Here is a 19,899-nt window from a genome sequence, read left to right as displayed (position 1 = left end):
GAAATAAGCTTTCCATGAGAATGTTTTACCCTTATGTATCGGGCATTCGGAGGTCTTCATGACGTTGTTCGAAGCCGCTGCGTCCGCCACGGGCGGGACGCCGTCAGACGCCCATTCTGCATCGCAGCAAGCCGTAGCGACGGAGCTCGACCTCGCGCTCGCCGGGCTTTCGACGTTGGAAGAGCGCATCGAAGCAATTCGCGCAGCAATCGTCGGTCCGGTGGCTTTCTCGACCAGCCTTGGCATTGAGGACCAGGCGATCACGCATGCCATTGCGTCGACGGGCGCCGAGATCGACATTTTCACACTCGATACCGGACGGCATTTTCCGGAGACGCTCGATACGCTGTTCGATACGGAAGGAAAGTACGGCATCAAGATCCGCGTCATGTACCCCGATGCGGCGGATGTCGAGGAGCTTGTCGCGAACGACGGCATCTACGGATTTCGCTATTCGGTCGAAGCGCGCAAGGCGTGCTGTGAGGTTCGCAAGGTGCGACCGCTTAATCGCGCACTCAAGGGCGCGGCGGCATGGATCACAGGACTACGCCGCGAGCAGTCGCAAGGTCGAGCACACGTTCCGTTCGCAAGTTACGACGCCACGCAGAAACTCATCAAGGTGAGCCCGATCGCTGACTGGAGCTTCGCGACTCTCGAGGATTACGTGGCGGCGAACAAAATTCCCATCAACGCGCTGCACGCGAAAGGCTTTCCTTCTATCGGCTGCCAGCCGTGCACGCGCGCCATCGAGCCCGGCGAAGATATCCGCGCCGGACGCTGGTGGTGGGAAAACGAAAACGGCAAAGAATGCGGACTTCATACGCAAGGTGAAGATCCGGGATTTGAACCAAAGGACCATGCCGCATGACGGCCTCGCCTTCTCATCTCGACCTGCTGGAAGCAGAAAGCATCCATATCTTTCGCGAGGCGGCAGCTCAGTTCCGCAAGCCGGTGATGCTCTATTCGATCGGTAAGGATTCGACCGTCCTGTTGCATCTCGCACGCAAGGCGTTCTTTCCCCAGGCGGTTCCATTCCCGCTTCTGCACGTTGATACGACGTGGAAGTTTCGCGACATGATCGCCTTCCGCGACCGGACAGCGAAAGAACTTGGGCTCGATCTGATCGCCTACACCAATAACGACGGCATCAAGCGCGGCATCAATCCGATCGACCACGCGCCGTCTATTCACACCGACATTTTGAAGACGCAGGCGCTAAAGCAGGCGCTCGACAAATATGGTTTCGACGCGGCGTTCGGAGGCGCACGGCGCGACGAAGAAGCCAGCCGGGCCAAAGAGCGCGTCTTTTCATTCCGCGCCAGCGGTCATCGGTGGGATCCTCGCCGCCAACGTCCGGAAATGTGGCACTTGCTCAACGGCCGTCTCGGCACGGGCGAAACAGTGCGTATCTTCCCGATGTCGAATTGGACCGAGAAAGACGTCTGGCGCTATATTCTGCGCGAGAAGCTTGAAGTCGTCCCGCTCTATTTTGCGGCGGAACGGCCGACCATCGTCCGTGACGGCCAAATCCTGATGCAGGACGACGAGCGGCTCCAGCCGCGCAATGACGAAGAAATCAAGATGCGGAAAATCCGTTTCCGCACGCTTGGCGATTATCCGCTGACGGCTGCAGTCGAGTCCGACGCGGACACGATCGAAGCCGTCGTCGCCGAAACAATCAACGCGCAAACATCCGAGCGCCAGGGGCGGCTGATCGATCATGATCAGGCCGGCGCCATGGAAAAGAAAAAGCAGGAAGGCTACTTCTAATGACCGTGCACGCACTGAAAGCCAAACCTGCGTTTGAAGCCCCAGCCCGCACGCAGGAGGTTCCGCATCTTGTCCGCGAGTTGGGCGGCATCACACATCTTTTGACGTGCGGCTCGGTAGACGACGGCAAGTCGACGCTGATCGGACGACTGCTCTGGGACGCGTCAGATCTTTACGAAGATCAGCGCGAGAGCGTCCGGCGCTCGGGTCGCAAGGCCGCCGGAACGGATCTGCCCGATTTTTCGATGCTGCTCGACGGTCTCGTCGCAGAGCGCGAGCAAGGCATCACGATCGATATCGCGTGGAAGTATTTCGAGACCGGCACCCGCCGCTTCGTCATTATCGACTCGCCAGGACATGAACAGTACACGCGAAACATGGCATCGGGCGCGTCGCACGCCGATGTCGCGATCGTGCTTGTCGATGCGCGCTCGGGCGTAAAGAAGCAGACCAAGCGTCACGCCGCAATCCTCGATCTCGTTGGCGTCAAGCATATCGTGCTTGCCGTCAATAAGATGGATCTCGTCGGCTGGTCGGAAGACGTATTCCGCAAAATCGAAGCTGATTTCCGCACGCTTTGCTGGAAGTTCAATTTTTGGGACTCGGCGGCGATCCCATTGTCGGCAGTGTTCGGTGACAACGTCTCGGGACCGTCCGCCAATATGAGCTGGTACAGCGGACCGACGCTTCTCCAACATCTCGAAAAAGTTCCAAGCCGCGTCAGCGAGACCGGATCCGTTTTTCGTCTTCCGGTGCAGATGGTTTTGCGTGACGGACAGGATTTCCGCGGCCTCGCGGGAACGGTTACGTCCGGCTCGATCAACGTCGGCGACGTCGTTACCGATACGTTGAGCAACGCCAGCGGCAAGATCGTTCGTATCGCAACATTCGACCGCGATCTTCAAAGCGCGTCAGCCGGTGATGCTGTAGCACTGCAGCTCGACGTCGACATTGATGTTTCGCGCGGCGCCGTGCTGTCGAAGCCGGAAATGCGTCCCATCGCGGCGCAGACGATCGAAGCACGGTTCGTTTGGCTATCCGAAGATGCTTATAGTCCGACGGCCGGCTACCTGCTGCGCACATCTACCGATCTCATTCCGATTTCGAACGTCGAGATCAAAGCCTTGCTCGATCTTGAAACGATGGCATCTCGCCCGGCCCGCACCTGCGCTGCAAACGATATCGCCATAGCGAAGATTTCGCTCGGCCGGCCTGCTGCGATTGACGTCTTCGCGGAGACGCCGGAGACGGGAACGCTTCTGCTCGTCGATTCCGTTTCAGGCGCGACGGTTGCGGGCGGTATCGCAACTTCGGTCGACGCCAAAGCGGAAGCTCCTTCGGAAGGACATTTCGTTTTGAAACGCGACATGCTCGCCAATGGTCTCAATCGTGATCTGTCGATGAATTCGAAGGATCGCGAAGAGTTCATGCGACGCGCGAACGAGGTCGCGATCATCCTGCGCGCCGCCGGCGTGTCGGTTGCGATCGAACCGCCACCGCCGATCGACGATGGCATGGACCCCGGACTTTAAACCGTCCGGATTCCCGGTGGTGGCCTCCGGCATGATGCGACGCAAATAAATCCGCGGGAATTCTGCGATTGCAGACCCTCTCATTCTCGCGTACCTCATCCCCTTGCCTTTTTGACAGATAGCGATGCCCGACTTCGATCTGCAAACGCTGTGGCCGGTGGTCGTTTCGGGCGGCTTCGTCGTAGGATTCCTCGTTGGCCTGACGGGCGTCGGCGCGGGTTCTCTGATGACGCCTTTCCTGATCGCCTACATCGGCGTACCGCCCACACTCGCTGTGGGCACCGACCTGCTCTTCGCCTCCATCACCAAGGCATCGGCTGTCTGGCCGCACCATAATTTCGGAAACGTGAACTGGCGGATTGTTGCGTGGCTCGCTGCAGGCAGCGTGCCGGGCTCAATTGCGATGCTCGCTTTGTTGCATCTGCTCGATCCTGACACGGCGCGCCTTGGCTTGTTGATCAAGGAAGCGCTCGTAGCAGCGCTCGTGTTGAGTTCACTCGCCATATTGTTCTACCCGATCATCACGCGCCGCGGCGCGCAGGTCGTAGAGCCGTTGGACGTGCCAGTGCGGCGTGTGCCGACGCTGTTGCTCGGACTCACCCTCGGCTCGGTCGTGACGCTGACATCCGTCGGCGCGGGCGCCATCGGCGTTGTGATCCTGACGTTGCTTTATCCGACGTTGAAAACGCGACGATTGATCGGCACAGACATAGTGCATGCCGTTCCCCTGACCCTGATCTCGGGTCTCGGTCACATGTCGATCGGCAATACCAGCTTTGGGCTTTTAGGTCTGCTGCTGCTCGGCTCCATTCCAGGCATCGCCATCGGATCGCGATTGACCGGCAAACTGCCGGATTGGCTGCTCCGAATTTTCCTGGCGGTCATCCTGTGTTTCGCCGCCTATCAGCTCGCACAAAAGATTTAGCGGCCGCTTTGCCGAGTCGTAATCGGCCGATGTCGTCATCCCGGCACTTGCAGTTGCAGCACGCGATTGCCGCGCTTAACCGCAACTTGCCATGTCCGTTGGCGCTGACCGACGGCCCTCTCCGCTTGGACAACATTTTCGATCTTCTGACCGCTGATCGAGACGATGATATCGCCCGGCTGGAATCCAAGACTTTGCGCCACCGATCCATCGCGCACCGACGTAATGACAACGCCTTTCATCTCGTCGATTCCCAATTCGTCGGCCACAGAAGGGAATATGTTCGAGATGCGTGCGCCAGCGAGAGGATTGTTGCCGGATAGATTGCGCACATCGTTCTTCCCAGGCTTGGGAGCGGCGATCAAAGGCAGCGAAATATCAACCGGCTGGTTTTTGCGAATGACCGTGAGATGTGCGGTTTGACCGATGCCCTTGGTCGCGAGCCGGTAATAAACTGCGCGCGCGTCGGCGACTTCTACGCCATCGACGTGCGTGATGACGTCTCCTTCGCGCAGGCCGGCATCGACCGCCGGACCTTTGTTATAAAGGCGCGTCACGACCGCGCCGGAAATGCGATTGAGCCCGAGCCCTTCGGCAAAATCATGCGACATAGCTTCGAGCTTCGCGCCGATCCAGGGCCGCTCGACCTTGCGGCCATGCGCGGCGCTTTCCGCGTAAACGCGAACGAGGTTCGACGGGATCGCAAATCCAATGCCGACAGATCCACCCGATTGCGAATAGATCATCGTGTTGATGCCGACGAGACGCCCGGACATATCGACGAGCGCGCCGCCTGAATTGCCCGGGTTGATCGCAGCATCCGTTTGAATGAAGACCTGGCTATCCGATTCCGCCATTTCCGAGCGCGATAACGCGGAGACGATGCCACTGGTGACGGTCTGGCCAACGCCAAAAGGATTGCCGATGGCGAGCACAAGATCGCCCACTTCAAGCCGGTCGGAATCGTCGAATTGCAAGTACGGGAATTTGCCGTCTCCACCTTCGATCTTCAGCACGGCGATGTCGGCCTTCTCGTCCTTGCTGATGACCTTCGCGTCGTATTCGCGGCGATCCGAGAGGGCCACTCTGATCTCTGTCTCGCCACGGCCTTTGACGACGTGATTGTTGGTGACGATCAAGCCTTCCGGATTGACGATGACGCCGGAGCCAAGCGAACTCATGACGCGCTCGCTCGGTTGTCCGAAAGCATCGCCGAAGAAGCGCCGGAACCACGGATCGTTTCCGAAGGGCGAGGCCATGGTCTGCACATGCGTGCGCACGTAGACATTCACCACAGCAGGCGCCACCTTACGCACGATCGGCGCATAAGAGTATTGTATGGCCTGCCGCGACGGGGGCGCGACTTTCTCTTGCGCGTAAGTAGGTGTTACGGACCGCAGGATGAGCGGCGTTAGAACGCTGGTCGCGGCGGCGGTAACAAATATCAAGAGCCAGTTTTTCTTTGTCATGGATGTGCTCTGCTATGCGCGCGTCTGATGACGCCGTCCGGAAGCCCCAGCGGCGCGTTCGATTCAGAGGGGACTATGTTTGGGCAACGCCGTCAGATCAACCTAAGGTCTCGTAATGATCGGACCGCGGCTGTCGCGGCTTCATCGGCGCCTCTGAGTTGCAGACCCAGATCGCCGCGAATTCTTGCATTTATGTAATCTTTCTGCTGGCCAAGTTCGGGCAGGATCGTTCGCATCCTATTGTCGAAAAGGGCGAGCATGCGGACTGCGACATCCGGCAGCTCGAATTTCGGAACCTTCGAGCGAAGATCGGGCAGCTCGCGCGCCAGGATTTGGCCGAGCTCGAACAAGCGCAGTTGCCCCTCCCCAACCAGATAACGTTTTCCGGCTGCTTCCGGACGGACTGCGGCTTCGACGTGCGCTTGCGCGACATCGCGCACGTCGACGACGGGAAAGCGGATGCGCGGCGCAGCTGGATACACGCCGCGCGCCATCAGCCGATAGAGTTCGTGCGAGGTCGAAAGATCGGCGTCCAGTGCAGGTCCCTGCACAAACGCCGGGTTGATAACAGTGAGTTCCGGCGCACCCGCTGTCGTTTTGGCGAACTGCCAAGCCGCCTTTTCGGCAATCGTTTTCGATTTGATGTAGGGCGTCAGATCAGCGCGCGTCTCGTCGGTGAAGTCCGTCTCGGAATAGATGTGTCCAGCGGGCAATCCGCTGCCATAGAAGATTGCGACAGCTGACGACGTGAGCACCACGCGTTTTACATTGGCGCCCGTCGCAGCTTTCAAGACACGCAGCGTACCGTCACGCGCGGGGCGGATGACTTCGTCGGGATCGCTCGGTTGCGCGATTGGAAATGGCGATGCCGTGTGGACGACGATCTTCGCGTCACGGACGGCTTCATCCCAACCCGCATCGCCAGCGAGATCGGCGACGGCAAACGACAGTTTGGATGGATCGCAGCCGAGTCGAGCGAGAGCGCTTCGAACCGCGTCGGCCCGGTCCACTCGCCGGACAGTGCCGCGCACCGCGTAGCCCCGTTTCAGGAAAGCGCCGATGACGTGCTTGGCGATGAAGCCGGTTGCGCCTGTCACGACAATCGGTTGTTCGGCTGTCATTTGACCTCAGCTCCGTCGATAGCCGTTCCAATACGCCGCCGCTCGACGGATCATCCATCAGAATGCGGACGAATGGCAACCGATCGATGCGACGGCCGATCGTGCGAATTGCATGATCGTGCCATCTCTCCTGGCTCTTTACCCCGCGCCTACCCCCTCCCCATCAAGGGAAGGGGATCGCGGCACCCACAAAGCAAAAACCCCGGTGCCAAACACCGGGGTTTTTAAATTCTCGGTATCAAATTCGAGCGGATCAGCCAGCGCTTGCCTGCTCGGCTGCCATTTTCTCGTGGCGGGCCTTGTCCTCAGCGCCTTTCACCTTCTCGTCGCGGTCAACAAGTTCGATGACGGCGCGAGGCGAGGCATCGCCGTAGCGGAAGCCAGCTTTCAGAACGCGCGTGTAACCGCCGTTACGATCTTTGTAACGCGGAGCAAGGACGTCGAACAGCTTCTTGACCATGTCCTCGTCGCGAAGACGCGCGGCGGCAAGCCGGCGCGAGTTCAAATCGCCACGCTTCGCAAGCGTGATGTACTTGTCGACAACGCGCTTCAGATCCTTCGCCTTCGGCAGGGTCGTCACGATCTGTTCGTGCTTGATGAGGGCGGCAGCCATGTTCGAAAACATCGCCTGACGGTGCCCGACGTGGCGGCCGAAACGGCGGCCGAGTTTCTTGTGTCGCATCTAAGTGTCCTTTGTTGTGAGATTGTTTTCGGGAGGTTCTATGGCCTCGCCTTTTTGGTTTGCGCCCAGCGACCCTCCTCCGGAGAGCCAGCCGCCGGTCGCGGTAAATCAATATTGGTCTTCGAAACGTTTCGCCAGCTCGTCGATATTGTCCGGCGGCCAGTTGGGGACTTCCATGCCAAGATGGAGACCCATCGTCGCCAGGACTTCCTTGATCTCGTTGAGCGACTTGCGGCCGAAGTTCGGCGTGCGAAGCATTTCGGCTTCCGTCTTCTGGATCAGGTCGCCGATGTAAACGATGTTGTCGTTTTTCAAACAGTTCGCGGAACGGACCGAAAGCTCGAGCTCGTCGACCTTCTTGAGAAGCGCGGCGTTGAAAGCGAGCTCCGGATGGCGCTGCTCTTCCTGGGCTTTCTTCGGCTCTTCGAAGTTGATGAAGACGGCAAGCTGATCCTGCAGGATGCGCGCGGCGAGCGCAACGGCATCCTCGGGGCGGATCGAGCCATCGGTCTCGACGACCATCGTAAGCTTATCGTAGTCGAGGATCTGGCCTTCGCGGGTATTCTCGACCTTGTAGGAAACCTTTTTCACCGGCGAATAGAGACTATCGACGGGGATCAGACCGATCGGCGCATCTTCCGGACGATTGCGGTCGGATGCGACGTAGCCCTTGCCGATGTCGGCCGTGAACTCCATGCGGATCGAGGCGCCCTGATCGAGGTGGCAGATCACATGCTCGGGGTTCAAGACTTCGACCTCGGAAGACATTTCGATGTCGCCCGCGGTGACGGGGCCGGCGCCTTCCTTCTTGAGCACCATACGCTTCACGCCTTCGGAATGGATGCGAAGCGCGATTTCCTTGATGTTCAGAATGATGTTCGTCACGTCCTCGCGGACGCCGGGGACTGAGGAAAACTCATGCAGCACGCCGTCGATCTGCACGGTCTTGATGGCAGCGCCCTGCAGCGACGACAACAAGACGCGACGCAGTGCGTTGCCGAGAGTCATGCCAAAACCGCGCTCAAGCGGCTCGGCAACGACGGTCGCGATGCGCGAGCGATCGCGGCCGGTTTGAATTTCAAGCTTCGAGGGCTTGATCAGGTCTTGCCAGTTTTTCTGGAGAACATTCACGAGAAACCTCGTTTTGTTTTGCGCGGACGGGGGAGCGGGCCGCGGAATCTCTTAAGCGGTGGCATGCATCGCTGCGCGCCGAACATGCGGCGCGCGAGCGGAAACTTCTTTAGACGCGGCGGCGCTTCCTCGGACGGCAACCGTTATGGGGGATCGGCGTCACGTCGCGGATCGAGGTGATCTGGAAGCCGACAGCTTGCAATGCGCGGAGCGCCGATTCACGACCCGAACCCGGGCCGCAGACTTCAACCTCAAGCACCTTCATCCCGTGCTCTTGCGCCTTCTTGCCTGCATCTTCCGCTGCGATCTGCGCGGCGTAGGGCGTCGACTTGCGCGAGCCTTTGAAGCCCTTCGTGCCCGACGATGACCAGGCAATTGTATTGCCTTGCGCGTCGGTGATCGTGATCATCGTGTTGTTGAAAGACGCATTCACGTGGGCGACGCCCGACGTGATGTTCTTCTTCTCGCGTTTTTTGACTTTTCCGCGAGCTGCTGCTTCCTTGGCCATTGCGTCCGTTACTCCTAGCCTCACCCATGCCGAGGCGAAAATTCAATTGATGCGCCTCGACGAGAGGTGCGATGCGACGAGCCGACGAATTACCTCGTCGCCTTCTTCTTACCGGCAATCGGAACCGCCTTGCCCTTGCGGGTGCGGGCGTTCGTGTGCGTGCGCTGTCCGCGAACGGGAAGTCCCTTGCGGTGACGCAGGCCGCGGTAGCAGCCGAGATCCATCAAGCGCTTGATGTTCGTCTGCACTTCGCGGCGAAGATCGCCTTCGACCGTGTAGTCGCGGTCAATGGTTTCGCGAATCTGCAAAACCTCGGCATCGGTCAGCTGGCTGACGCGCCGGTCATCCGGAATGTTGCACTTCTGGCAAATCTCTTTCGAGAACTTCGGGCCGATGCCGTGAATATAACGGAGCGCGATCTCGACGCGCTTGCCCGTTGGAATGTTGACGCCTGCGATGCGGGCCACTTCTGTCTCCTGCCTTTATCTCGTCGTGCCGTTATTTAAGTCGAACTTGCTCTGGTCGAATTCCGCCCTTGAAGATGCCTAACCACATCGTGGCGCTGCCGATCCTCAAAAGCCAATAGGCGCAACGATCGCGGCACCGGAGCGTAAGCCCAGGTCCGGATCAAGTTGAGCCCTAAAAGAAAAGTGGGCTGTTTTAGCTCGCTCGCTCCCTTCCGTCAATGCGCGCTTTTTACCTTAAGCTGCCTGAAATTCGCTCAGTATTTCATCGATTTGACGGCTCACGTCCTCGATTGCGGCCATGCCGTCGACCGATTTCAAAAGCCCGTGCGCGAAATAGTAGCCGATGATCGGCGCCGTCTCGCGATAATAGGCGATCAACCGCGTTTTAAGCGCTTCTGCGTTGTCGTCGGCGCGGACGACGCCGCCAGCGGCCTCGGTTTCGCGAGCGCGGCATTCGATGCGCTCGGCCAGCCTGGTATCGTCGACTTTCAGCTCGATCACGCAATCGATCTTGCGCCCCTTGGACTTCAGAAGCTTATCGAGGGCGTCGGCCTGAGCCAGCGTGCGCGGGAAACCGTCCAGAATGAAACCCTTGGCGCAATCCGGCTGCGAAATACGATCGGCGATAATGCCGATGACGATTTCATCGTGAACGAGGCCGCCCTCAGCCATGATCTGCTTTGCCTTGAGCCCGACCGGGGTCGCAGCCTTAACCGCGGCGCGGAGCATATCGCCCGTCGAAAGCTGAGGAACGCCGAGTTTCTCAGAAATGAGCTGCGACTGTGTTCCCTTGCCCGCACCCGGCGGGCCAAGCAGCATCAGGATCATCGCCGCGCTCCGCGGAGCTTAGCCTTTTTGATCAAGCCTTCGTACTGCTGAGCGACAAGGTGGCTCTGAATCTGGGCGACCGTATCCATCGTGACGCTGACTGCGATCAGCAGCGAAGTGCCGCCGAAATAGAGCGGGATACCTGCGTATGAGGTCAGAATTTCAGGCAGAACGCAGACCGCCGCCAGATACAGAGCGCCGACGACCGTAATGCGCGTCAACACGTAGTCGATATACTCGGCGGTCTTATCGCCGGGACGGATGCCGGGCAAGAAGCCGCCATACTTACGCAGATTGTCGGCGGTCTCTTTCGGATTGATGACAACGGCGGTGTAGAAGAACGTGAAGAAGATAATAAGCGCCGCATAAACCGTCAGGTGAAGCGGCTGTCCGCTTCCGAGCATCGCAACAGCCGTGTTGAGCCATTCAGGCCCCTGACCCGCCGTAAACTGCGCGACGGTAATCGGCAGAAGCAAAAGCGAGGATGCAAAGATCGGCGGAATAACGCCCGACGAGTTCAGCTTCAGCGGCAGATGCGAGGCTTCGCCCTGGAACATCTTATTGCCGACCTGACGCTTCGGGTATTGCACAAGCAATCGCCTTTGCGCGCGCTCGAAGAAGACGATTGCTCCAACCACGGCCAGCGCCAGCGCCAGAAAGAACACGAGAATACCGGGCGAGATCGAGCCCGTGCGCGACAACTCGAAGAGTTGTACGAGCGCGCCCGGAAGTCCGGCAACAATACCCGCGAAGATGATCAGCGATGTGCCGTTGCCGACGCCGCGTTGCGTCACCTGCTCGCCCAGCCACATCAGGAAGACCGTGCCACCGACAAGCGTAATCACCGTCGTGGCACGGAAGAACATGCCTGGATCCATAACGACGGCGCCGGCAGTGTTGTGCGATCCTTCGAGACCGACAGCAATGCCATAGCCTTGCAGCGCCGCGAGGATGACCGTCAGGTAGCGCGTGTATTGGTTGATCTGCTTGCGCCCGGCCTCGCCTTCCTTCTTCAAGGCTTCGAGCTTCGGCGAAATCGAACTCATCAACTGCATGATGATCGATGCCGAGATGTACGGCATGATGTTGAGAGAGAAGATCGCGAGACGCTGGAGCGCACCGCCCGAGAACATATTGAACATGCCCAGGATGCCGCCGGCTTGCGACTTGAACGTCTCTGCGAACGCCGCGGGATTGATGCCGGGCAACGGAATGAACGTACCGAGGCGGTAGACGACGAGGGCGCCAAGGGTAAACCAAAGGCGCCGCTTCAAGTCCTCCGCCTTCGCGAAGGCCGAGAAGTTCAGGTTCGAAGCAAGCTGCTCGGCAGCGGAAACCATTGGTGTCTTCTCCTAACCGCCGATGCGTCCCCCGAGAGCAACACAACGGCTTGCTCCCATCGGCGCTTTCGAAAAGCGCTTCTGGGTGCGAAACACGCGAAGACGGCACACCGTCCTCGCGCGCCCGCTTTATTCCTCCGACTTCGCGGCCGCAGGCTTCTTGCCGGAAGCTGCTTTTTTGGCCGCTGACTTCTTTCGTTTCTCTTCGTCGGCCGCGATGACTTTCGGTTCGATCAGCGTGATGCTGCCGCCGGCCTTTTCGATCGCGGCTTTAGCTTTCGCCGTCGCGTGGTTTACGGTGATCGCGATCTTCGCCTTAAGTTCGCCGTCTCCGAGAAGCCGAATTCCATCTTTCGCGCGCCGGACGACACCGGCTTCGACGAGAGCCGCCACATCGAGCGGCTTAGAGCTGTCGATGCGCTTGTCGTCGATCGCCTGCTGCAAAGACCCGACGTTAATTTCGTTGAAGTCCTGGGGACGCCACTTGTTAAAGCCGCGCTTCGGCAGGCGCCGGTGCAAAGGCATCTGGCCGCCTTCGAAGCCGCCGATCGCGACGCCGGAACGTGCCGTCTGGCCCTTGCCGCCGCGGCCGCCCATCTTGCCCATCCCCGAGCCGATGCCGCGGCCGATGCGGACGCGCGTTTTCTTCGCGCCGGGATTATCTTTGATACCGTTGAGCCGCATCGTCCTTACTTCCCTTCTACGACCTGCACGAGGTGCTGAACTTTTTTCAGCATGCCGCGTACGGCCGGTGTGTCTTCAAGCGTCGATTTGCGGCCAAGCTTGTTGAGGCCGAGCCCGATCAAAGTCTCGGTCTGCCGCTCCGGGCGACGGTTCGGGCTGCGAACCTGCTCCAGGGTGATCGTCTTCTTAGCCGCCATATCGTTACCTCAAGCCCATTTGTGAAGCGGCGCTTTGGCCACTCCGCTCATCATCTTACGCGTCGGCGCTGGCTTCGGCCGCAGCCGAGCCGTCGCGGCGACGCGAAACAATGTCTGAAACCTTCTTATTGCGCCGCGCCGCAACCGCGCGCGGATTCTCCTGCGCCTTCAAAGCGTCAAAGGTCGCGCGAACGACGTTATAGGGGTTCGTTGAACCCATCGATTTGGCGACAACGTCATGGACGCCCACCATCTCGAAGACGGCGCGCATCGCACCGCCGGCGATGATGCCCGTACCCGCCGGCGCAGCACGAAGAACGACCTTGCCCGATCCGTGACGGCCAACACTGTCGTGGTGCAGCGTGCGCGCATCGCGCAAGGGCACGCGGAGCAGGTTGCGCTTGGCGCCCTCGGTCGCCTTACGGATGGCTTCCGGCACTTCGCGCGCCTTGCCATGGCCGTAACCGACGCGGCCCTTCAAATCGCCGACGACGACGAGCGCGGCAAAGCCGAAGCGCTTACCGCCCTTGACGACCTTGGCAACGCGATTGATGTGCACCAGCTTGTCGGTGAACTCGCTGTCGCGTTCCTCGCGGTCTCTGCCACGGTCTCTCTGGGGTCCACGTGCCACGATCTCGTTCCTCTCGGGTCTCTTAGAACTTCAATCCGCCTTCGCGGGCGGCATCGGCGAGCGCTTTCACGCGCCCATGATAAAGGAAGCCTCCGCGGTCGAACACGACCTCGCTGACTCCGGCCTTGACGGCGCGTTCGGCGACGAGCTTGCCGACAGCAGCAGCCGCAGCCTTGTCGGCGCCCGTTTTGCCGGAGCCCTTGATGTCTTTCTCAAGGGTCGAGGCCGCTGCAAGCGTCACGCCTTTGGTATCGTCGATCACCTGCGCATAGATGTTCGCCGATGAACGATGCACGGAAAGTCTGGGCCGGCCATTCGCGCTCTTTTTCAGAGAACGGCGAACGCGCGCCTGGCGGTTCTTGGTTTTCTCGTTGGTGTTGGCCATCGTTGCCGTTCCTACTTCTTCTTGCCTTCCTTGCGGAAGATGTATTCGCCCTTATAGCGGACGCCCTTGCCCTGATAGGGCTCCGGCTTACGGGAAGCTCGGATCACCGAAGCGACCTGTCCAACCGCCTGTTTGTCGATGCCGGAGACTGACACAAGCTCCTGCTTGGCGCCACCGACCTTGACGTCGACGCCGGCCGGGATCTTCAGCACGACGTCGTGGCTGTAGCCGACCGACAGGGTCAAGGTATCCTTGCCCTTCATCGAAGCCTTGAAGCCGACGCCATGGATTTCGAGATCCTCGTGGTAACCGTCGGTCACGCCTTTGATGAGGTTCGCCACCTGCGTACGCGACATGCCCCACTTCGAACGGGCAGGCTTGGTATCCTCGATCAACGAAATGTCGATACCCTCGTCGGTGCGCTGGACCTTCAAGGCATCCGGAACCGTAAAGGCGAGTTCGCCCTTAGGTCCCTTCATCTTCACCGTCTGGCCGCTGATCGTCGCCGTCACATTGGACGGAACGGGGACGGGCTTTTTACCGATGCGCGACATGACTTCTCAAAACCTTGTTTCCGTTCGGCCGGATGACCGGCCCGAGCCTTAGAAGATGCTGCAGATGACTTCGCCGCCGACGTTGGCTTCGCGCGCCCTCGAATCCGACATGACACCCTTGGGAGTCGAAAGAATCGCGACACCTAAGCCATTAGCGACCGTCGGGATCTGCTTGACGGCCGAATACACCCGGCGGCCGGGCTTCGAAATGCGCTCGATCTCGCGGATCGCCGGCTGACCGTTGTAATACTTCAGCTCGATCTCGAACTGGGGCATCTCACCCTTAAGCTCGACGCGGCTGTAGCCACGGATGTAGCCTTCTTCGGCGAGCACGTCGAGGACGCGCGCGCGAAGGTTTGACGCTGGGGTTGAGACCTTCGGCCGGCGGCGCATCTGGGCGTTCCGGATGCGAGTGAGCATATCGCCGATTGGATCATTTACGGACATTGATGCTTCCTCTTACCAGCTCGACTTGACCATGCCCGGGATACGCCCCTGGCTCGCCAGCTCGCGGAGCTGGTTGCGGCACATCTTGAGCTTGCGGTAGTTGCCGCGCGGGCGGCCGGTGATTTCACAACGATTGCGAACACGGACCTTCGAGCCGTTGCGGGGCATCTCGGCGAGCTTCAGGCGCGCCGCGAAACGCTCTTCCGGCGTCTTCGTCTTGTCTTTGGCAAGCTCCTTCAAGCGCTTCCGCTTCGGAGCCTGTGCCAGCGCCATCCTGCGCCGGCGATTGTTCTTTTCGATCGAACTGGTCTTTGCCATTTCTTCTCCTCCAAAGGCCTTTCGGCTTCTGTCGCCGAGGTCCTCTAGCTGCGGAACGGGAAATTGAAGCCTTTGAGCAATTCGCGGGCTTCGTCATCAGTTTTGGCCGACGTGCAAACGATCACGTCGAGACCCAGTACATTGTCGACCTTGTCGTAATCGATCTCGGGAAACACGAGGTGTTCCTTGAGACCGGTCGCAAAGTTGCCGCGGCCGTCAAAGCTCTTGGGGTTGAGGCCCCGGAAGTCCTTCACGCGCGGTAGCGCGATCGTGACGAAACGGTCGAGGAATTCGTACATGCGGTCGCCACGCAACGTCACCTTGGCGCCGATCGCCATGCCCTCACGCACCTTGTAGGTGGCGATGGCCTTCCGTGCGCGCGTTATGACCGGCTTCTGACCAGAGATCATCGCGAGATCGGAGGCGGCGGTATCGACCTTCTTGCGATCGTTGACCGCTTCACCGACGCCCATGTTGAGGACGATCTTTTCGATCCTCGGGATCTGCATCACGTTCTTGTAGCCGAACTTCTCCTTGAGAGCGTCGCGGACGACCTTCTCGTAATGCGATTTGAGACGTGGCTTGTAATCCTTCGGGCGCGGGCTTGCTGGCGCGCGCGGTTCGGATGGCGCAGCCTTCTTTTCGGACTTAGCCTTCTTCGCGCCGCTCTGAGCAGCCGCTCCTTGCGGCTTTGCAGCTTTCGCCGGTTTCTCTTTGTCAGCCATGGCCTAGTTCTTCTCCGGGATCTGCTCGCCCGAGCGCTTTGCAATGCGAATTTTCTTGCCGTCCTTGAGGATCTGGAAACCGACACGGGTCGGCTTGCCGTCCTTCGGATCTTCGATGGCGATATTCGACAGGGCGATCGGCCCTTCCTTCGAAATGATGCCGCCTTCCTGGCTTGCCGTCTGGCGTTGGTGACGCCGCACCATGTTGACGCCGCGCACGAGAGCACGCTGCTCTTTCGGGCGCACCTCGATGACCTCGCCGCGCTTGCCCTTGTCACGTCCCGCCAGGACGATGACGTTGTCGCCCTTTTTGATCTTAAACGCGGACATCAGAGAACCTCCGGAGCGAGCGAGACAATCTTCATATGGTTCTTTGCGCGAAGCTCACGCGTCACGGGTCCGAAAATGCGCGTACCGACCGGCTCGCCATTGGCGTTGATCAACACGGCGGCGTTGCGGTCGAAGCGGATCAGCGAACCGTCGGCGCGGCGAATGCCTTTCGCGACGCGAACGATGACCGCCTTCATCACCTGGCCCTTCTTGACGCGGCCCTTGGGGATCGCTTCCTTTACCGAGACCACGATGGTATCGCCGACTGTGGCGTACTTGCGTTTCGAGCCGCCCAGCACCTTGATGCACTGGACACGGCGCGCGCCCGAGTTGTCGGCGACGTCGAGATTGCTCTCCATCTGGATCATCGCGTCGTTCCTTCTCTTTCGGCTTCGTCGGAAGCCTATACTTGTTTGCCTTTGGGCTCGCGGGGTCTTGGGAAATTTCCCAACGCTCCAACGGCTTCAAAAGCGGCTCTCGTATCAGATCGCGTGAGAGCGAGGCTTGCGCCTCACTGGGTTACCGCGATCCAACGTTTGTTCTTGGAGATCGGCCGGGTCTCTTGGATCGAAACCTGGTCGCCAACCTTGAACGAATTCTGTTCGTCATGCGCGTGATACTTTTTCGTACGACGCACCGTCTTCTTCAGCAAAGGATGCGTATAACGGCGCTCGACCTGAACGACGATCGTCTTATCGTTCTTGTCGGACACCACGACACCCTGCAAAACGCGCTTCGGCATAATCTATTCTCCCTCACGCGCCTTTTTTGACGCTGCCAGCGCGCTTGGCGCTCGCCTCGGTTTTGATCCGTGCGATATCGCGGCGAACGAGCCGGATGCGCGACGTGTTCTCAAGTTGGCCGGATGCCCGCTGAAAGCGCAGATTGAACTGCTCTTTCTTGAGCTTCGCCAGCTGGTCGTCGAGCTGATCGAGCGACATGTGCTTGAAGTCGCTAGCCATGGCTATTCCTCAACTCCTATTCAATTCGCGTGACGACACGGCATTTGATCGGCAGCTTGGCAGCGCCAAGGATCAATGCCTCCTTGGCGACCTGAGGGTTCAAGCCGCCAAGCTCGAAAATGATGCGGCCCGGCTTGACGCGCGCGACCCAAAGCTCCGGCGAGCCCTTGCCAGAGCCCATTCGGACTTCAGCCGGTTTCTTCGAGACCGGCACATCCGGAAAAATGCGAAGCCACATGCGGCCCGCACGCTTGGTATGACGGGCGATGGCGCGGCGCGCGGCTTCGATCTGGCGCGCCGACAAGCGCTCCGGCTCCATCGCCTTCAGCCCGACTTCGCCATAAGCGAGCGTCGTGCCGCTTTTGGCAGCGCCGTGAATGCGACCCTTGAACTGTTTGCGGAACTTCGTCCGTTTCGGTTGCAGCATAATCTCGTGCCTCTCGGGTCCTTACGCTTCCGGCGTCGATGGTTCGGTTTCCGACGCCGCCGGAGCAGCACCGCCACCACCACCGCCGCGTCCACCGCGACCGCCGCGTCCTGGACGACGATTGCCACGATCCGGACGATCGCCATCGTCGCGACGCGGGCGCGGCGCACCGCTTTCCTGCATCTCGGCGAGCTTCTTGTCGGCCGCCATCGGATCGTGCTCGATGATCTCGCCTTTAAAAACCCAGACCTTGATGCCGATGATGCCATAGGCTGTGCGCGCGACGCCGTAGCCGAAGTCGATATCGGCGCGAAGCGTGTGCAGCGGCACGCGGCCTTCGCGATACCATTCCGTGCGGGCGATTTCGGCGCCGCCCAAACGCCCGGCGACGTTGATACGAATACCGATGGCACCGAGACGCAGAGCCGACTGCACAGCGCGCTTCATCGCGCGGCGGAAAGCGACGCGGCGTTCGAGCTGCTGCGCGATGCCTTCGGCGATCAGCGTTGCATCGATCTCGGGCTTGCGAATTTCCAGGATGTTCAGATGAACTTCCGAGCTCGTCAGCTTTGCAAGGTCGGCACGCAGGCGCTCGATCTTCTCGCCCTTCTTGCCAATCAGAATTCCGGGGCGCGCCGTCTGGACTGTAACGCGGCACTTTTTGTGCGGGCGCTCGATTACGACCTTCGAAATGCCGGCCTCGCGCTGCTCCTTCATGATGTGCGAGCGGATGGCGCGATCCTCGTGCAGCAACTTGCCGTATTCACCACGTGCAGCGAACCAGCGGCTGTCCCACGTACGATTGATGCCAACGCGAAGGCCGACGGGATTGACTTTCTGACCCATATTACTTGGCCTCCTTGGACTTCGCTGTCGCCTTCTTGGCCGGCGCGGCCTTGCCGTCGGCGGGCTTAGAGGCGGATTTCTTCGCTGCCTTAGCCTTCTTCTTCTCGGCCTTCTCTTCCTCGACTTGACGGACAACAACCGTCAGCTGCGAGAACGGCTTCATCACCGGCGCACCGCGGCCGCGACCGCGAGCGTGGAAGCGTTTCATAACCAGGTTCTTGCCGACATAAGCCTCGGCAACGATCAGATCGTTGACGTCGAGCGAATGGTTGTTCTCGGCGTTAGCCACTGCGCTCATCACGCACTTGCGCACATCGCCCGCGATACGCTTCTCGCTGAACTCAAGCTCGGCCAACGCCGTCTCGACCTTCTTGCCGCGGATCAATCCAGCGACAAGGTTCAGCTTCTGCGGCGAGATACGCAGCGACTTTGCAACTGCCTGGGCCTCTGTATCGGCGAGGCGCCTCTCATGGCTCGGCTTGCCCATTATCTCTTCACCGCTTTTTTGTCGCCGCCGTGCCCGTGGAAAATGCGGGTGGGTGCGAATTCCCCGAATTTATGGCCGATCATGTCTTCCGTCACGGAGACGGGAATATGCTTCTGGCCGTTGTGCACGCCGAAGGTCAGTCCGACGAACTGAGGCAGGATCGTGGAGCGCCGGCTCCAGATCTTGATCACTTCGTTGCGGCCGGATGAACGCGACTTCTCCGCCTTCTTGAGGAGGTAGCCGTCAACGAACGGACCTTTCCAAACTGAACGTGTCAAAGTCGATCTCCTTCAATTCGCCGCTACTTCTTCGCCTTCTGGCGCGAGCGTACGATGTATTTCGTGGTCGTCTTGTTCTTGCGCGTCTTGAAGCCCTTCGTCGGCTTGCCCCACGGCGTTGCCCAGTGCTTGCCGCCCTTCGTACGACCACCGTTCGGGTGATCGACCGGGTTCATCATGATAGAGCGAACCGTCGGACGACGACCCTGCCAGCGGGTACGACCCGCCTTGCCGACGACAGTATTCATATGATCGGGGTTCGACACCGCACCGACCGTCGCCATGCATTCAGCCGGAACCTTGCGCGTCTCACCCGAGTTGAGCTTCAGAACGGCGTAACCCGAGTCACGCCCGACAAGCTGCACGAAAGAGCCGGCGGAGCGCGCAATCTGGCCACCCTTCTCCGGTTTCATTTCGACGTTGTGCACAATCGTTCCGATCGGCATCGACGACAACGGCATAGCATTGCCCGGCTTTACGTCGACCTTCGAGCCCGACACGACCGTATCGCCAACTGCGAGCCGCTGCGGCGCCAGGATATAAGCCTGCGTGCCGTCCTGATATTTGATGAGCGCGATGAATGCGGTCCGGTTCGGATCGTATTCGAGACGCTCGACATTTGCCGGTACATCGAACTTGCGGCGGCGGAAGTCGATCCTGCGATACGCGCGCTTTGCGCCACCGCCGATGTGGCGCGACGTGATGCGGCCGTCGCTGTTGCGTCCGCCCGTCTTCGCCTTGCCCTCGACGAGCATCTTGACGGGCTTGCCCTTCCACAGCGTCGACTTATCGACCTGGATAAGGTGACGGCGTCCGGGCGACGTCGGGTTGTATGTCTTGAGCGCCATGATACTT

General features: G+C 59.9%; 28 protein-coding genes and 1 pseudogene. 4 read left to right on the top strand and 25 right to left on the bottom strand.

Annotation, left to right across the window (positions count from 1 at the left end; translation table 11 throughout):
- The first annotated feature begins 58 nt into the window (after positions 1 to 58).
- The 4 genes from VHB22_RS10155 to VHB22_RS10140 all read left to right on the top strand — a co-directional run bounded on the left by VHB22_RS10155 (position 59) and on the right by VHB22_RS10140 (position 4,227).
- Positions 59 to 868 carry a phosphoadenylyl-sulfate reductase gene (locus tag VHB22_RS10155; RefSeq protein WP_325456856.1) on the top strand — a complete coding sequence of 270 codons (810 nt, stop codon included), beginning with the start codon at positions 59 to 61 and terminating at the stop codon, positions 866 to 868.
- The gene (gene cysD, locus VHB22_RS10150) at positions 865 to 1,770 is read left to right on the top strand and encodes a sulfate adenylyltransferase subunit CysD (RefSeq protein WP_325456855.1); all 906 of its coding nucleotides are present in this window, start codon (positions 865 to 867) and stop codon (positions 1,768 to 1,770) included. The genes VHB22_RS10155 and cysD overlap by 4 nt, the downstream gene beginning before the upstream one ends.
- On the top strand, positions 1,770 to 3,302 hold the full coding sequence (locus tag VHB22_RS10145; protein WP_325456854.1) for a GTP-binding protein: 1,533 nt from the start codon (positions 1,770 to 1,772) through the stop codon (positions 3,300 to 3,302). The genes cysD and VHB22_RS10145 overlap by 1 nt, the downstream gene beginning before the upstream one ends.
- A gap of 124 nt (positions 3,303 to 3,426) precedes the next feature.
- Positions 3,427 to 4,227: a sulfite exporter TauE/SafE family protein gene (locus VHB22_RS10140; protein ID WP_325456853.1), complete on the top strand. Its 801-nt coding sequence runs from the start codon at positions 3,427 to 3,429 to the stop codon at positions 4,225 to 4,227.
- Positions 4,228 to 4,262: 35 nt separating this feature from the next.
- On the opposite strand, the gene VHB22_RS10135 is transcribed toward VHB22_RS10140, so the two are convergent.
- The 25 genes and pseudogenes from VHB22_RS10135 to rplB all read right to left on the bottom strand — a co-directional run bounded on the left by VHB22_RS10135 (position 4,263) and on the right by rplB (position 19,892).
- Positions 4,263 to 5,696 carry a Do family serine endopeptidase gene (locus VHB22_RS10135; protein ID WP_325456852.1) on the bottom strand — a complete coding sequence of 478 codons (1,434 nt, stop codon included), beginning with the start codon at positions 5,694 to 5,696 and terminating at the stop codon, positions 4,263 to 4,265.
- A 92-nt stretch (positions 5,697 to 5,788) separates the two neighbouring features.
- A complete protein-coding gene (locus VHB22_RS10130; protein ID WP_325456851.1) occupies positions 5,789 to 6,817 on the bottom strand; it encodes an aldehyde reductase in 1,029 nt (342 codons plus the stop codon).
- A gap of 253 nt (positions 6,818 to 7,070) precedes the next feature.
- On the bottom strand, positions 7,071 to 7,499 hold the full coding sequence (gene rplQ / locus VHB22_RS10125) for a 50S ribosomal protein L17 (RefSeq protein WP_325456850.1): 429 nt from the start codon (positions 7,497 to 7,499) through the stop codon (positions 7,071 to 7,073).
- A gap of 108 nt (positions 7,500 to 7,607) precedes the next feature.
- Positions 7,608 to 8,630, bottom strand: a complete 1,023-nt coding sequence (locus tag VHB22_RS10120) for a DNA-directed RNA polymerase subunit alpha (RefSeq protein WP_325456849.1) — start codon at positions 8,628 to 8,630, stop codon at positions 7,608 to 7,610.
- A 109-nt stretch (positions 8,631 to 8,739) separates the two neighbouring features.
- Positions 8,740 to 9,138, bottom strand: a complete 399-nt coding sequence (rpsK, locus tag VHB22_RS10115) for a 30S ribosomal protein S11 (protein WP_013948167.1) — start codon at positions 9,136 to 9,138, stop codon at positions 8,740 to 8,742.
- Positions 9,139 to 9,227: 89 nt separating this feature from the next.
- On the bottom strand, positions 9,228 to 9,605 hold the full coding sequence (gene rpsM, locus VHB22_RS10110) for a 30S ribosomal protein S13 (protein ID WP_325456848.1): 378 nt from the start codon (positions 9,603 to 9,605) through the stop codon (positions 9,228 to 9,230).
- Positions 9,606 to 9,839: 234 nt separating this feature from the next.
- Positions 9,840 to 10,433 carry an adenylate kinase gene (locus VHB22_RS10105; protein ID WP_325456847.1) on the bottom strand — a complete coding sequence of 198 codons (594 nt, stop codon included), beginning with the start codon at positions 10,431 to 10,433 and terminating at the stop codon, positions 9,840 to 9,842.
- The gene (gene secY, locus VHB22_RS10100; RefSeq protein ID WP_325456846.1) at positions 10,430 to 11,773 is read right to left on the bottom strand and encodes a preprotein translocase subunit SecY; all 1,344 of its coding nucleotides are present in this window, start codon (positions 11,771 to 11,773) and stop codon (positions 10,430 to 10,432) included. Before secY ends, VHB22_RS10105 begins: the two co-directional genes overlap by 4 nt.
- Before the next feature lie 129 nt (positions 11,774 to 11,902).
- A complete protein-coding gene (gene rplO, locus VHB22_RS10095) occupies positions 11,903 to 12,457 on the bottom strand; it encodes a 50S ribosomal protein L15 (protein ID WP_325456845.1) in 555 nt (184 codons plus the stop codon).
- A gap of 5 nt (positions 12,458 to 12,462) precedes the next feature.
- A complete protein-coding gene (gene rpmD / locus VHB22_RS10090) occupies positions 12,463 to 12,654 on the bottom strand; it encodes a 50S ribosomal protein L30 (protein WP_046846872.1) in 192 nt (63 codons plus the stop codon).
- Positions 12,655 to 12,709: 55 nt separating this feature from the next.
- Positions 12,710 to 13,285 carry a 30S ribosomal protein S5 gene (gene rpsE / locus VHB22_RS10085; RefSeq protein ID WP_325456844.1) on the bottom strand — a complete coding sequence of 192 codons (576 nt, stop codon included), beginning with the start codon at positions 13,283 to 13,285 and terminating at the stop codon, positions 12,710 to 12,712.
- 22 nt (positions 13,286 to 13,307) lie between these two features.
- Positions 13,308 to 13,670, bottom strand: coding sequence for a 50S ribosomal protein L18 (rplR, locus tag VHB22_RS10080; protein ID WP_325456843.1), 363 nt, complete (start codon positions 13,668 to 13,670; stop codon positions 13,308 to 13,310).
- 11 nt (positions 13,671 to 13,681) lie between these two features.
- Positions 13,682 to 14,224 (bottom strand): 50S ribosomal protein L6, encoded by a 543-nt coding sequence (rplF, locus tag VHB22_RS10075; protein WP_325456842.1) that lies wholly within the window; start codon positions 14,222 to 14,224, stop codon positions 13,682 to 13,684.
- Positions 14,225 to 14,272: 48 nt separating this feature from the next.
- Positions 14,273 to 14,671 carry a 30S ribosomal protein S8 gene (gene rpsH / locus VHB22_RS10070; protein ID WP_325456841.1) on the bottom strand — a complete coding sequence of 133 codons (399 nt, stop codon included), beginning with the start codon at positions 14,669 to 14,671 and terminating at the stop codon, positions 14,273 to 14,275.
- A gap of 12 nt (positions 14,672 to 14,683) precedes the next feature.
- Positions 14,684 to 14,989 carry a 30S ribosomal protein S14 gene (gene rpsN, locus VHB22_RS10065; RefSeq protein WP_325456840.1) on the bottom strand — a complete coding sequence of 102 codons (306 nt, stop codon included), beginning with the start codon at positions 14,987 to 14,989 and terminating at the stop codon, positions 14,684 to 14,686.
- A gap of 44 nt (positions 14,990 to 15,033) precedes the next feature.
- Positions 15,034 to 15,714 (bottom strand): 50S ribosomal protein L5, encoded by a 681-nt coding sequence (gene rplE, locus VHB22_RS10060; RefSeq protein WP_325456839.1) that lies wholly within the window; start codon positions 15,712 to 15,714, stop codon positions 15,034 to 15,036.
- Between the two features lie 3 nt (positions 15,715 to 15,717).
- Positions 15,718 to 16,044, bottom strand: a complete 327-nt coding sequence (gene rplX / locus VHB22_RS10055) for a 50S ribosomal protein L24 (RefSeq protein WP_325456838.1) — start codon at positions 16,042 to 16,044, stop codon at positions 15,718 to 15,720.
- Entirely contained in the window at positions 16,044 to 16,412 is a 369-nt protein-coding gene (gene rplN, locus VHB22_RS10050) for a 50S ribosomal protein L14 (protein ID WP_013215056.1), read from the bottom strand. The genes rplX and rplN overlap by 1 nt, the downstream gene beginning before the upstream one ends.
- Before the next feature lie 143 nt (positions 16,413 to 16,555).
- Positions 16,556 to 16,786 (bottom strand): 30S ribosomal protein S17, encoded by a 231-nt coding sequence (rpsQ, locus tag VHB22_RS10045; RefSeq protein ID WP_325456837.1) that lies wholly within the window; start codon positions 16,784 to 16,786, stop codon positions 16,556 to 16,558.
- A 13-nt stretch (positions 16,787 to 16,799) separates the two neighbouring features.
- Complete coding sequence (rpmC, locus tag VHB22_RS10040) at positions 16,800 to 17,006, bottom strand: 50S ribosomal protein L29 (RefSeq protein WP_325456836.1); 207 nt, start codon at positions 17,004 to 17,006, stop codon at positions 16,800 to 16,802.
- A gap of 16 nt (positions 17,007 to 17,022) precedes the next feature.
- Entirely contained in the window at positions 17,023 to 17,433 is a 411-nt protein-coding gene (rplP, locus tag VHB22_RS10035; protein WP_325456835.1) for a 50S ribosomal protein L16, read from the bottom strand.
- A 21-nt stretch (positions 17,434 to 17,454) separates the two neighbouring features.
- Complete coding sequence (gene rpsC / locus VHB22_RS10030) at positions 17,455 to 18,279, bottom strand: 30S ribosomal protein S3 (RefSeq protein WP_325456834.1); 825 nt, start codon at positions 18,277 to 18,279, stop codon at positions 17,455 to 17,457.
- A 106-nt stretch (positions 18,280 to 18,385) separates the two neighbouring features.
- Positions 18,386 to 18,766, bottom strand: a pseudogene (rplV, locus tag VHB22_RS10025) (50S ribosomal protein L22); the annotation flags it as partial.
- The gene (gene rpsS / locus VHB22_RS10020; protein ID WP_325456832.1) at positions 18,766 to 19,044 is read right to left on the bottom strand and encodes a 30S ribosomal protein S19; all 279 of its coding nucleotides are present in this window, start codon (positions 19,042 to 19,044) and stop codon (positions 18,766 to 18,768) included. The gene rpsS and the pseudogene rplV, both read right to left, overlap by 1 nt.
- Before the next feature lie 23 nt (positions 19,045 to 19,067).
- Positions 19,068 to 19,892: a 50S ribosomal protein L2 gene (rplB, locus tag VHB22_RS10015; protein WP_325456831.1), complete on the bottom strand. Its 825-nt coding sequence runs from the start codon at positions 19,890 to 19,892 to the stop codon at positions 19,068 to 19,070.
- Positions 19,893 to 19,899 lie beyond the last annotated feature (7 nt).

Source organism: Hyphomicrobium sp. (genome assembly GCF_035548195.1).
In the GTDB taxonomy this organism is placed as follows: Bacteria; Pseudomonadota; Alphaproteobacteria; order Rhizobiales; family Hyphomicrobiaceae; genus Hyphomicrobium_B.
The sequence above is the reverse complement of the archived record's forward strand: the minus strand, read 5'-3'. Positions and strand labels throughout refer to the sequence as shown.